The organism is Pedobacter polysacchareus, assembly GCF_019802255.1.
GTDB classification, from domain to species: Bacteria; Bacteroidota; Bacteroidia; order Sphingobacteriales; family Sphingobacteriaceae; genus Pedobacter; species Pedobacter polysacchareus.
The window spans coordinates 235,508-249,372 of the sequence record NZ_JAHYSS010000005.1; the positions used below are offsets into that span (position 1 = coordinate 235,508).

A 13,865-nucleotide genomic window follows, 5' to 3' on the forward strand; every position below is an offset into this window, starting at 1 on the left:
TCTTTATAAAAAAGGATGTCTTCTGATGCAAGAAGATCATCCCGTTATTGAACGTAAAAATGACCAAATATAGATTACGATTTTTATACCAGCATTATCAGGCTGGGACTTTGACCAACCTGGAACATTTGGAATGGAAGACCCTGCTGGCAGATCCAAATTTGAAGGGGAGTTTAGAGGAGATCATTGATGAAGGGTGGTATGACTTCTCTGAACAGGAAATGAGTGTAATGGATCCGTCTCATGCCAATCAGATTTTTGATCGTATTGTGGCTACACCTCAGCAAAAAGCCAAGCCAACTTTCTTATGGAAACCGATTGCTGTGGCGGCGTCGATCTTACTGATTGCGGCCCTAAGTGTAGTCTTTTTTACAAGGATGCCTTCTGACAACCGGGGAGCATATGTGAAACATACCACTCACATTAAACCTGGTGGCAATAAGGCCTATTTAACTTTGGGTAATGGAAAAAGAATCATTTTAACTGATTTGGAGAATGGAACTTTGTCTGCACAGAATGGTTTGCAGATTACAAAGACACATGATGGGCAATTGGTTTATACCATTACTGGTGATCAGCCATCAGGTGGAAATGATTACAATGTCATTGAAACACCCAGAGGCGGACAATACCAGATCCTGCTGCCGGATGGTACGCATGTCTGGTTGAATGCGGCCTCCTCATTAAAATATCCTTCGGTTTTTACAGGAAAGGAACGTAAGGTAGAGCTCCAGGGAGAAGCCTATTTTGAAGTCTCCAAGAATAAAAAAATGCCTTTTAAGGTTATTTCCAGCCAGCAGACAGTAGAAGTCTTAGGCACACACTTTAATGTAAATAGTTATGCTGAAGATAAAGAGGCCAGAACAACGCTTTTAGAAGGAAGTGTTCGTGTGGAGCCGAACCACAGTGCAGGCATCATGATTAGACCAGGACAACAAACAAGGGTGAAATTGAATGATAAAATAAATGTCATTGAGGCTGATCTGGAAGAAGTAATGGCTTGGAAGGATAATTACTTCCGGTTTAATAATGAGAAGATCGAATCCATTATGCGTAAAATTTCAAGGTGGTACGATGTCAGTGTTGAATATCATGGGCCGATATCCGAGGAAGAATTCAATGGAACAATTTCCAGAGCTAAGAACATATCACAGGTATTGGAAATGCTGGAAGATACAAAAAGCGTTCATTTTAAAATTGAAGGAAGGAGGATTATCGTGATGAAATAACCATACCTATACCGATAATCCAAAAAGCCAGGAAAGGACTGTCATCCGAATCCTGGCCATGAATGGGTTGTCTTGAATAATATTAAAACTAAACAACTAACCTAGCGGTGCAGGGCATCTGGACAATGAACAAGCACTCGCTATAAACCCACCTAAACAAATGTACAAAATTTGCAACCCAAACCTATGTCTCCGAAAAAGGGACATACCTAAATTACTATTGGTTATGAAACTAACCATTCTGCTACTTACCACAGCAATACTACAGGTCAGTGCCAATTCATTTGCACAAAGAATCACCCTGTCTGAAAAAAATGCAAAACTGACAAAAGTATTTGACAAGATCCGCATACAAACCGGTTATGATTTTCTGGTCACCAAATCGGTGCTTAAAAATGCAAATCCAGTGAATATTGAGGTTAGAAACGAACAGTTTCTGGAAGTGTTAAAAAAAGTTTTTGCAGGTCAAAACTTAAACTATTCTTTTAAAAATAATGCCATAATTGTTACGGAAAAACTTGTCCTTACTACTTTTCCCGCCACAATTATCAACTTCTCTATCAATGTGACGGGTAAGGTTGTTGACGAAAAAGGACTGGGTTTACCTGGCGCTACGGTTAAAGTTAAAGGAGCTAACAAAGCTGAAATTACAGATAACGCCGGTCGTTTTGCTTTTAAAGGAATAGATGAAAATGCCATTCTTGTGGTTTCCTATATAGGTTATGTGCCGCTTGAAATAAAAGCAGAGGGTAAATCAGAAATGCTCATCACATTGACACCTCAGGATGCTTCCTTAAGTGAAATTGTGGTGGTAGGCTATGGTACTCAAAAGAAAGAGAACCTGACTGGAGCTGTTGCTCAGGTAGATAAAAAAATGTTGGAAAACCGCCCGATTGTCCGCCTCTCCCAAGCTTTACAAGGGGTAGTCGGGAACCTGAACATTAGCAGTAATAATACTGGTGGTGCCCCGAATGCAAAGCAGGACATCAATATCAGAGGTTTCACTGGTTTCGGAGCTAAGGGTTCTCCGTTGTTAGTGATAGATGGTGTCCCTGGAGGAGATATCAATACGATTAATCCTAATGATATAGAAAATATCAGTGTGTTGAAAGATCAGGCTTCAGCTGCAATTTATGGAGTTGATGGTGCTTTTGGTGTCATATTGATCAATACAAAACAAGGTAAAAAAGGAGCTGCTCCCCAGATCAGTTATGATAATAATATTTCTTACGCGCAGTTGATGAACACCCCTAAGACCGTTGGCTCCCTGGAATATGTAACGATGTGGAATGAGGCTGCCCAGAATGCTGGGAGTACACCTATATATCCTGAAGAGCAAATCCAAAGGGTGAAAGATTATCTTGCTGGAACCTTAAAAACCGAAACTCAGGCAAATGCCGCAAACACAGACTGGAACAATGGGCAGCTAGGCAATGCGAACAACAACTGGTTTGATATTCTCTTTAAAAAATGGGGCATCAGTCAGCAACATAATATTGGCGTAAGCGGAGGCTCTTCCAATATCAATTATTATGTGGGTCTGGGGTACAACGATGTTGTTGGGATGTACAGCTATGGAAATGATAATTTTAAACGTTACAATTTCAGGGGAAATCTGGGCGCGGATGTGACCAGCTGGATGAAAGTTAACGTGAGGACTTCATTTTCAAGATCGAATTCAGATATGCCTTTTGAATATCCAGCCAGAACGGGTGGTGGCTTAAGCGGTTACATGCACCAGGCAGCCAGAGTTGCACCTGTGGTTCCACTATACAATCCTGATGGTAATTTGTCCAACTTCAGTGACCCCGCCTGGATGGGCTCTGGCAGCAGAAGATTGGAGAATCTGGATCAGACTTTCTTAACTGGGGAGTTTGTACTTGCTCCCATCAAAGGCCTGAATATTACTGGAAACTATTCTTTGTTTGCGACTTATAACGAGTCTTCGGCTCAGGGGAAAACGTTTTACATCCCTAAACCGGACGGCTCATTGGCAACTTTTGGAGTAAACCCAAATACCTTTAGTCGTACATTAGGTAAAGCCAACAATCAGCTGATTAACCTGTTCAGTTCTTATGAGCATAGTTTTGGTGATCATAATTTTAAAATCCTTGGAGGTTATATTAGAAGATTTAATGAATCTCTAAGTGTTAGCGCAAGTAACAGTAATTTATATACCGATAATTTGCCCTCTCTTTCTTTAACCTACAATGATAAACCTATAGTAGGCGATGCCATTGAGCAATTGGGTACACAAGGCTACTTTACCAGGTTCAATTATAATTATAAAGAAAAATACCTTGTGGAATTTAATGGACGTTACGATGCTACCTCAAGATTTATCACTAAGAGATGGCAATTTTATCCTGGGGTATCTGCCGGTTATGTGGTTTCTAACGAAGAGTTCTGGAAACCCATTAAAAATACACTGAACTTTTTTAAACTAAGGGCATCTTACGGGCAGTCTGGTGATCAGGCGAGTCTTTCTCTGTATCCTTTTTACCAGTCTATGGTCACTGTGGCTCCCGGAGCTGGTACCTCTGTGACAAACAATCCAAATAATTGGTTTTTCAGTAACGGCAGACAAGCTTATGTTTCTGCTCCAGGAGTGATTAATCCTAATATTACCTGGCAGAAACCGGTGATGATTGACTATGGTTTTGATGCAGAACTTTTAAACAACCGTTTATCGGTTTCATTTGACTGGTACAAACGGACCATGAGGGATATGATCGTTGCATCAGCTCCCTTACCTGCCACATTTGGTACCGCGGCGCCAACGATAAATGCGGGCGAAATGGAAACCAAGGGTTTTGAATTGACTTTGGGATGGAAAGACCAGGTTGGAGATTTTAGGTATGCTGTTAAAGCACTGCTGAGTGATTATACTGGAAAAGTTACGAAATATCCTAACCCAACACAGATACTGAGCGATTTTTATGTAGGTCAGCATATCGGAGAAATATGGGGTTATACGTCCACCGGCTTGTACGCAAATGATCAGGCAGCAGCAGGAGCACTTCCAGCTTCATTCTGGAACAGCACCTGGAAAGGCGGCGATGTAATTTATAAAGATCTTGACCAGAGCGGACGGATTGACAATGGCAAAAATACAGTGTCAGAATCAGGGGACCTTTCCATTATTGGTAACAATACACCAAGGTATTCTTATGGTTTAAACCTGGACCTTGCCTGGAAGAATTTTGATTTCAATGCCTTTATTCAAGGGGTGGCGAAGCGGGATGTATGGGTGAATTCAAATTACTTCTGGGGCATTACTGGTGATCGTTTTCAGAGTTCATTCTTTGACATTCACCGTGATCGCTGGACGGCGGAAAATCCTGGCGGATATTATCCTAAGTATTACATGAGCTCAGAAATGGCAAAAAATGAAGTGGTACAGACCCGTTACCTCCAGAATGGTGCTTACTTAAGATTTAAAAACGTTCAGTTGGGGTATTCTTTGCCTAAGCATCTGATAGAACGGGTTAAAATAAACAGATTGAGGCTGTATGTATCCGTAGAAAATTTAGCCACCATCACCAAGATGGTGAAGTCTATTGATCCGGAGCTGGCTGTTCCTGTTGATGGCGCAATTGCGAATGTAAACAGCTCGGATGGTAAAATTTATCCCCTCCGACGCACCTTTTCATTTGGCCTGAATTTAACCTTATAATTTACCCATTAACTGTACAAAATGAAAAATATAAATCACGTAGCAGGTATTTTCATCTGCTTCATCCTGTTGTTCACAGGCTGCAAAAAAGAGATACTGGACTTAACCCCTCAGGATAAAATTACCGATGCACAATTTTGGAAGAGTAGCAGCGACCTGCAACTTTATGTGAATGGATTTTATAGTCGGATGCTTCCAACTTATAATGGGTTCAGCACCTTGGGTATTTATGGACTGGATGCCGATCAGGGTAGTGACAATATGATCCTGACGAGTGAATATAATAGGGCGATCAACGGCGAAAGGACGGTGCCCGCTACTGATGGGGGCTGGTCATGGTCAGAACTGAGGAACATCAATTACTTCCTTGCGAACTACAATAGGGTACAGGCAGCGCCTGCTGCAGTGAATCCATTTGTTGGGGAAGCACTATTTTTCAGGGCCTGGTTTTATTTTGAAAAAATGAAGGCCTATGGAGATGTACCGTGGATCAATATTCCGCTTTCCGTAGCAGACCAGGACTTGATCTATGGTGCCCGCCTAAAAAGAAATATCATTGCTGATTCTATTTTAAATGATCTTGACCGGGCAATTGCTTTACTTCCTACCAAAGCACTTGCACAAGGACAACGTGTAAATAAAGAAATTGCTATGGCATTTCAATCCAGAATTGCCTTGTATGAAGGCACCTGGGAAAAATACCATGCTGGAACTGTCTTTGGCGTAAATGGATCCGATGGTAAAAAGTATCTGGAAAAGGCCGCAGCGGTTTCGGAAGCTTTGATCAATTCAAATGTTTATCAGTTAGACAATACCGGTGTTGATTTTGGCTACTGGAAATTATTCAACCAGACAGATTACAGCACCAGTAAAGAAATCATGTTCTGGCGAAAATATTCGATTACTGATAATCCTGCTTTCGGCAATAACTGGGTAATTACGATTAAGCGTGGAGGAGGAAGAGGGATCACAAAAAATTTAGTCGATGCTTACCTGTGTACGGACGGTCAGCCGATTTCCGGGAATAATTTGTATGGAGGAGACAATTCACTGCTGCAGGTAGTGGCCAATAGAGATCCGCGTTTGAATCAGACCATTTGTACGCCGGATGGCAAACACACTTTGCTGCAAAGTCTGCCAGCTGAGATTTTTACCCTTCCAGGATTTACAGGGGCCATTTCTGATAAAACAGCTACCGGTTATCAATCTTACAAAGGTTTAAATCCTGATCCCGTGATGCAGCAGAACATATCAAATATAGGATACACCGGTTTGATTTACTTCCGTTATGCAGAAGTGCTGTTAAACTTTGCCGAAGCAAAGGCTGAACTTGGAACACTGACGCAAGCTGACATTGATAAAAGTATCAAAAAACTCCGCGACAGGGTGGGGATGCCAAACTTAACGATCACTGCGATACAGAATGACCCAAACTGGGGATTCCCGGAATTATCAGGGCTGATTAATGAAGTCAGGCGTGAACGTAGAGTAGAGCTGGCAGTTGAAGGCTTCCGTAAGGATGATATATTCAGATGGGCATCCGCAAATAAACTTTTGCTGGGCTGGAAACCTAAAGGAGCCAAGCGTGATCAATGGAATGGGGCATTTCCTGCGGCTGTACTCAATGCTTATCCTGTGGATGCAAATGGTTATATCGAACTGTATCAAAATATAGGAGCGATGAGTTCTGGTTATAAATTCAACCTGAACAGGGATTATTTATCACCTGTTCCGCAAAATGAGCTCACTTTGAATCCTAAATTACTGCCGCAAAATCCAGGCTGGTAATCTTTCTTTTATCTGCAACAACCAGTCATCATCTGGTTGTTGCTTTAACTTGAAATTTCATGAAGAATAAAATAAATTTTACAGGGATAAGACCACTTATCGCCGTGCTGATGATGAGCATCTCTTTTGCACAGGCACAAATACTTCCTAAGCCAAATGCTCAGCAGCTCGCCTGGCAGAAGGCGGAGCTGGGGGTGGTATTTCATTACGATCTGCATGTTTTTGATCCGTCAAAATATGCACAGACGGCTAACAGAATGACACCTGTACCGGATTATAATATTTTCAATCCGGTAAGTCTGGATGTGGAACAATGGGTAAGGTCGGCAAAAGATGCGGGTGCAAAGTTTGCCATTATTACGGCTACTCACGAAACCGGTTTTGCTTTATTTCAGTCCAACGTAAATCCATATAGTTTGAAGGCTTTAAAATGGAAAGATGGCAAAGCAGATCTGGTAAAGGATTTTGTGGACGCTTGTCGGAAGCACGGATTAAAGCCAGGCATATACCTGGGAATTCGCTGGAACTCTTTTCTGGGAGTTCATGATTTTAAAGTCGATGGAACTGGAGAGATGCAAAAAAAGCGTCAGCAATACTATAATGCAATGGCGGAGGGGATGCTGAAAGAAATTTGTACCAATTATGGCGATTTGTTTGAGATCTGGTTTGATGGTGGTGCCAGCGGCCCGGAAAAAGGAGCTCCGGATGTTTTGCCTATTGTAAAAAAATACCAGCCCAATTGCCTGTTTTATCACAATGATCAGCTGGCTGAAGCAAGGTGGGGAGGTTCAGAATCGGGGACAGTAGGTTATCCATGCTGGTCTACTTTTACTTATCCATCCACTGGTTCAGGAGAAAGTACCTATAAAGGAATTTCAGCAAATAATTTTGCATTGTTGAAACATGGGGATGTCAACGGTAAGTATTGGATGCCAGCCATGGCAGACGCACCGCTTAGGGGATATAACGGCAGGCATGAATGGTTTTGGGAACCCAATGATGAACAGCATATTTTTCCTTTGGATGATTTAGTGGATATGTATTATAAATCGGTAGGTCGAAATTCTACGCTCATCCTTGGGTTGACTCCAGATAACCGTGGATTATTACCTGAAGCAGATGTTAAACGTTTAAAGGAATTTGGAGCAGAAATTAAGCGCAGGTTCGAAAATCCAATTGCTGTAACCTCAGGGCGTAAAAAGGTCTTGCAATTAAATTTATCTAAAGCCACCACAATCAAACAGTTTGTGATTCAGGAAGAGATTGCAGAGGGACAACGCATCAGGAGTTTCAGTATCGAGTGCTTCTGGAATGGAAAATGGGAGAAATTGTTCGATGGCTCTTCGGTAGGAAATAAGTTTATTCATTTATTGGAAAAACCGATAACAGCGACCAAGGCCCGTTTAGTCATTAATGAAGCGCGTGGTGATTTTCAGATTAAGGAATTCGGAATTTATTAATTAAGTAAAATAGATATGAAGTGTTTTTTTAGAAAACTAGGTTTAATATTATTAATAGTCATCGCAGGTCATCATCGTATTTATGCCCAGGAAAAGCCCAATATTATTTTTTTTCTGGTAGATGACATGGGATGGCAGGATACCTCGGTTCCTTTCTGGGATAAAAGAACCCCTGCAAATCAGAAGTTTCATACGCCAAATATGGAAAAGTTGGCTGCAAGTGGTGTGAAGTTTACCCAGGCTTATGCGAATTCCATCTGCACACCATCCAGGGTAAGCCTGCTATCAGGAACCAATGTGGCCAGACATAGGGTCACTAACTGGACCATGTTTAAAGATCAGTCGACCGATGTAGCAAATGACAGTGTATTACTGGCGCCGCAATGGAATGTAAATGGATTGAGCCCGAATAAAGAAACGGCGAATGCTTTGTTTGTTACTCCATTGCCTCAATTACTAAAAGACAATGGATATTATACTATTCAATGTGGCAAGGCTCATTTTGGCGCCGATCAAACGCCCGGGGCTAATCCTCTAAACCTTGGTTTTGATAAAAACATTGCGGGTAGTGCTGCGGGTAATCCAGCTTCCTTTCTTTCCGAAGAAAATTATGGTAATATCAAAGGCAAGACTAATTTAAGGGCTGTTCCTGGCTTACAAAAATATTGGGGAACTGGTACTTTTTTAACTGAAGCCCTCACTCGTGAGGCTCTACTGGCCTTGGATACAGCCAGGATGAAGCAACAGCCTTTCTTCTTATACATGTCTCATTTTGCGGTTCATCTTCCTTTTGATGCAGATCAACGTTTCCTGGAGCGGTATACTAAAATGGGTTTAACGCAGCAGGAAGCAGCTTATGCCACCTTAGTGGAAGGGATGGATAAAAGTTTGGGAGACCTGATGGGCTATCTGGATGAAAATCATCTTGCGAAAAATACAATTATTGTATTCATGTCAGACAATGGTGGTTTTTCCCGTGCTCCGAGGATGGGAAAAATAGATACCCAGAATTTACCCTTGCGAGCTGGAAAAGGATCTTTATATGAGGGAGGGATTCGTGAGCCGATGATGATCAGGTGGCCTGGGGTTACCAAGGCAAACACGAGTAATGATCAGTATGTGGTGATTGAAGATTTTTATCCGACTTTACTGGAGATGGCTGGGATCAAGAAGTATAAAACTGTGCAGACGATAGATGGTCAGAGTATGGTTCCATTTATAAAAGGAAAACGGGATCAGGAAAAAGTACTGATTTGGAACTTCCCCAATAAATGGACGGCCAGTAGAGATGATGAAAATGTGAGCTGGCTGACTGCGATCAGACAAGGAGACTGGAAGCTGATTTATTTCCAGAAATTTGGCAGACTAGAGCTGTATAATATTAAACAAGACATAGGGGAGGAGTATGATTTGTCTAAGAAGTATCCGAAAAGAGTTAGAGCTTTAGCTGATTTATTAACGAAGAAGATGAAGGAGAGTGGCGCCCAGTTGCCAACTTTTAAGAAAACTGGTCTCCGCGTTCCTTTTCCGAATGAATTATTAGGAAATAGATCTATTTAGAGAGTTTTTGATTTAAATTCTACATCTGAGAATTGACTACAATAATCCAAGGACTGGCTACATTCTGCTAGATGTCAATACCCAACTTTGTATAATTAAATATTATAATAATGACAAAGGAAACACAGCAAGCAGGAAAAGTATGGTTTGTGACTGGCGCGTCCAAAGGATTAGGCGCTGATCTTATTCAGCGATTATTATCAGAGGGGTATCGGGTAGCAGCGACTTCAAGAAAAAAACAGGCTTTAATTAACCTTGTTGGTGAACAGGAGAACTTTCTTCCATTAACGATGGATGTTACCAGCAATGAGGATGTCAAAAGGGCAATAAAGGAGGTCATTGAACGGTTCGGTCGCATTGATGTTGTCGTAAACAATGCAGGTTACAGTCAGATTGGGGCTATTGAGGAATTAACGGCAGAAGAAGTGCAAAAGAATTTTGATGTCAATGTTTTCGGACCGTTACATGTAATACGGAACGTAGCTCCTTATCTGAGGGATCAGCGCTCCGGGCATATTATTAATATTGCTTCAATTGGCGGTTTCGTAGGGGATTTTCCAGGATTTGGTATTTACTGTTCTACTAAATTTGCTATGGCTGGCTATACCGAAGCCCTGGCTGTAGAAATGAAACCGTTTGGCATTCATACCACCTTGGTTTATCCAGGTTATTTTCGGACGAACTTCCTGGATAAAGATTCCGCAATGGTGCCCGCCCATCCGATTGGGGCTTATGCTAATGCAAGAGCAGGTGAAGCGCAACACCTAAATGAGATCAATGGGAACCAGCCTAATGATCCGAAGAAAGCGGCGACAGTTTTTATAGAACTCAGTAAACAAGTACAGCCCCCTGTGCATTTCTTTATGGGGATTGGTACATCTGAATTTGTGAAGAATAAGATTGGGGTTATTGAAAAAGCACTGATGGATCATTTAGAACTTGGAGAATCAACCGGTATTTAATCATCATGCGAAGTATGATTGCAAAAACGGTTGGATACCTCAGCGTGTGGGTAATGGGGGTTGGCTATTTCCGCCATGAACCATTACCCGCTAATCTTGTACAAAGAAAATTTAGTACCTTAGTTTATGGGTAAAACATTCCGCTTCCACTCACTACATGACCTACATTCCTACTATGGTTTGCCGGATCCGGAGCATCCGCTCATTAGTCTGGTGGATTACAGTAAGGTAAACTATCCTGACGGTGTTTCGAATCTGAAATGGATGCAGGATTTCTATATCTTAGCCCTGAAGCGGGATGTTCATGCTAAGTTCAATTATGGCCAGCAACCTTATGATTTTAATTCTGGGGTATTATCATTCTTTGCTCCTCAGCAGCTGCTGCAAGTCGAGATCAACCTGGATGTAAGCGTAAGGCAATCAGGATGGCTGTTGTTGCTGCATCCCGATTTTTTGTGGAATACGCCGCTGGCTGAACAAATCAAAAAATATGATTTCTTTCAATATAAGGTTAATGAAGCGCTCTTCCTTTCTGAAAAAGAGGAAACTGTGGTGGCAAAGATATTTCAAAATATAGAAAAGGAATACCAGTCTAATATGGATAAGTTCAGCCAATCGCTGATTATCAATCAACTGGAATACCTGATGATTCACGCAGACCGCTTTTATCATCGGCAGTTCCTGACTCGCAAAATCACCAGTCATCAGGTTTTACACAGACTGGAATCGCTGCTAAACAGTTATTTTACAGAGGAGAGGTTAGTTGTTGAAGGCCTTCCTACGGTACAATTTGTAGCTGATGAATTAAACATCTCCGCCAATTATTTAAGTACCTTACTGAAAATTCTAACCGGGCAGAGCACCCAGCAATTCATACATGATAAACTGATTGAGAAGGCAAAAGAAAAGCTGTCATCGACCAATCTATCCGTATCGGAGATTGCTTATTATCTCGGTTTTGAACACTCGCAGTCATTCAGTAAATTATTCAAAACTAAAACCAATCAGACACCGCTGGAATTCCGTGCTCCCTTCAATTAATGGAAGGTGAATGCAGGTCTTGCCTATTTTGCATATTGCTTTTTTATCATTTTCTTTAAAAAACCTGTTAATGAGATTGTAAATCAATGTTTTATTTTCTCAAAAAACATATTCTTAACCTTGTCAGAATATATATAAAAGCCTGTAATGTTTTTTTGTTTGTCGCGGGCAAACCGAATTCCCCCCAAATTCCTGGCACTACTTAGGAACATGTCTTTTTGAATAGGACTGAGACTAATTATGGGTTGATCTAATCGATTGTTGCTTTTGGCCAGTTACTTTTTATGGCTTCGGCCCTATGCAGCATTCCCCAATCAATCATCGAGTCGATAACACTGGTGATACTCTTACCAGACTCAGTCAGTATGTATTCTATTAATACAGGGGTTTGATCGTATACTTTTCGCTCAACAATGCCATTAATTTCCAATTCTTTCAGTTCTTTTGATAACATCCTGGGTGTTATTTTATCGATGTTGTCTTGTAGATCTTTGAAGCGTGTTTTTCCATGCAAAAGCGAAGCAATTATAGGCAGTTTCCATTTGCCATTCATCACATTTAAAGTGTCCGTTAAGGCCATTACATAATGCTTTGGGCACTGCTGTACTTTATCTCTATCTAATAATTCCTTGAAATCACTCATATTATTGTCTTATTCTTAGTATACAAATGTATAGTGCTAATCTTTAGTAACAAAGTATACTTAGTATATTAATATCGCTAGGTTTGAATTATAATTAAAACATAAGATATGATTTTAGTAACCGGTGCAACAGGTCAGTTTGGCTCAAAAGCCATTGACCATTTATTAAAAAAAGGGGTTAAACCATCTGAAATTTCCGCTTTAGTAAGGGATGCAGCAAATGCAGATCATCTTAAAAGTAAAGGAATTGAAGTAAGAGTTGGGGATTACACAGACTATGATTCATTAGTTGAAGCATTTCAGGGAGTAGAAAAGCTATTATTGGTTTCTAGTAACGATAGACAAGCGGTCGAAAACAGGACTGCGCATCATATAAACGCCATAAAGGCTGCGAAATCTGCCAATGTTAAACATATTGTTTATACCTCTTTTGTGAGGAAATCAAATTTTGAGGATTCGGCTATAGCAGCATTCCAAGATGCTCATGCACAAACAGAAGCCTACCTAATCGCTAGCGGTCTTAATTATACTATTCTTCAAAATGGGATTTATCTGGAAATGATACCCGTTTTTGCCGGAGAAAAAGTAGGGGAGACTGGTGTCATATTGTTTCCCGCAGCTGATGGAAAAGCAAGTTATGTGCTACGCGAAGAGCTGGCAGAAGCAGCTGCAGAGGTATTAACTACCGAAGGACATGAAAAACAAATTTATAGTTTAACTAATTTAGCTTCCGTTTCTTTTAAGGAGATCGCTAAGGCCATAGCGGATCATTTGGGAAAAGAGGTTGATTATCAGTCGTTATCAGTGGAGGCGTTTGAAGACAGAATGAAACAGTTTGACGTGCCAGACTTGTATATTGGTATGTTTACCATGTGGGCAACCGCGCAGGCAGAAGGTGCAATGGATGTAGTGGACGATACGTTAGCAAGATTCTTAGGTAGAAAACCTACAACTATGCCTCAATTTATTGCTCAGATCTATTAGGCTGCTATGGCTCGATCGTACTTATTTTAAACTGAATTCGTTGTCCTGTAAATTCTCTTTTGTCAATTGATGATTTTGATATAGGTTTCTTTGATGCCGTCTTGAAGCAATTTAATTTCATTCTTTTCAGTAGAAAAACTAAGTGTAATGTTTTCATGTTTAAAAATATTATTGCCCAGATAATCAAAGGGTACATAGATTTGACCTGCTTTCGAATGTTGAAATACTAAACTTTGCCCATTAGAAGAAATGGTTACGGTGTATTTTTTATTCTCGTCTAAATATGTGCCCTTTAATTTATACTGGCTGGATGATTGGAGAAATTGACGTTTCCGTTTTTCACATACTTGTTTTGAGTATTGTAGGAGCTTACCTCGTTTTTTTTAACCTCTACTTTAAAGGTATAATAGGTGTTTTTCAGCAGTAGGGGTTTGCATATTTTTTGTGTTTGGCCAAGCGCATAATGGCTGAGCATAAAAAGGAACAGGGTATTTAAAAGGATCTTCATTTCCATGGGTTTGT

10 protein-coding genes are annotated in these 13,865 nt (G+C 40.8%); 8 read left to right on the top strand and 2 right to left on the bottom strand.

The annotated features are described in order from the left end of the window. The first annotated feature begins 59 nt into the window (after positions 1–59). The 7 genes from K7X70_RS15660 (at position 60) to K7X70_RS15690 (ending at position 11,716) form a co-directional block, all read left to right on the top strand. Complete coding sequence (locus K7X70_RS15660) at positions 60–1,229, top strand: FecR family protein (protein WP_222537939.1); 1,170 nt, start codon at positions 60–62, stop codon at positions 1,227–1,229. 226 nt (positions 1,230–1,455) lie between these two features. Next, positions 1,456–4,905, top strand: a complete 3,450-nt coding sequence (locus K7X70_RS15665) for a TonB-dependent receptor (RefSeq protein ID WP_222537940.1) — start codon at positions 1,456–1,458, stop codon at positions 4,903–4,905. Positions 4,906–4,926: 21 nt separating this feature from the next. Continuing rightward, positions 4,927–6,693 carry a RagB/SusD family nutrient uptake outer membrane protein gene (locus tag K7X70_RS15670; RefSeq protein WP_222537941.1) on the top strand — a complete coding sequence of 589 codons (1,767 nt, stop codon included), beginning with the start codon at positions 4,927–4,929 and terminating at the stop codon, positions 6,691–6,693. 59 nt (positions 6,694–6,752) lie between these two features. Continuing rightward, positions 6,753–8,153: an alpha-L-fucosidase gene (locus K7X70_RS15675; protein ID WP_222537942.1), complete on the top strand. Its 1,401-nt coding sequence runs from the start codon at positions 6,753–6,755 to the stop codon at positions 8,151–8,153. Between the two features lie 15 nt (positions 8,154–8,168). Further along, on the top strand, positions 8,169–9,713 hold the full coding sequence (locus K7X70_RS15680) for a sulfatase (RefSeq protein ID WP_222537943.1): 1,545 nt from the start codon (positions 8,169–8,171) through the stop codon (positions 9,711–9,713). A gap of 110 nt (positions 9,714–9,823) precedes the next feature. After that, positions 9,824–10,675: an SDR family oxidoreductase gene (locus K7X70_RS15685; RefSeq protein ID WP_222537944.1), complete on the top strand. Its 852-nt coding sequence runs from the start codon at positions 9,824–9,826 to the stop codon at positions 10,673–10,675. Positions 10,676–10,801: 126 nt separating this feature from the next. Further along, positions 10,802–11,716: a helix-turn-helix domain-containing protein gene (locus K7X70_RS15690; protein WP_222537945.1), complete on the top strand. Its 915-nt coding sequence runs from the start codon at positions 10,802–10,804 to the stop codon at positions 11,714–11,716. A gap of 250 nt (positions 11,717–11,966) precedes the next feature. Here the strand turns inward: K7X70_RS15690 and K7X70_RS15695 are convergent, their stop codons facing one another. Further along, positions 11,967–12,296, bottom strand: a complete 330-nt coding sequence (locus tag K7X70_RS15695; RefSeq protein ID WP_255607307.1) for a winged helix-turn-helix transcriptional regulator — start codon at positions 12,294–12,296, stop codon at positions 11,967–11,969. Between the two features lie 171 nt (positions 12,297–12,467). Between K7X70_RS15695 and K7X70_RS15700 the strand changes: the two genes are divergently transcribed. Then, complete coding sequence (locus K7X70_RS15700) at positions 12,468–13,343, top strand: SDR family oxidoreductase (protein WP_222537947.1); 876 nt, start codon at positions 12,468–12,470, stop codon at positions 13,341–13,343. A 292-nt stretch (positions 13,344–13,635) separates the two neighbouring features. Here K7X70_RS15700 and K7X70_RS15705 read toward each other — a convergent pair whose 3' ends face one another. Further along, entirely contained in the window at positions 13,636–13,851 is a 216-nt protein-coding gene (locus K7X70_RS15705) for a hypothetical protein (protein WP_222537948.1), read from the bottom strand. Positions 13,852–13,865 lie beyond the last annotated feature (14 nt).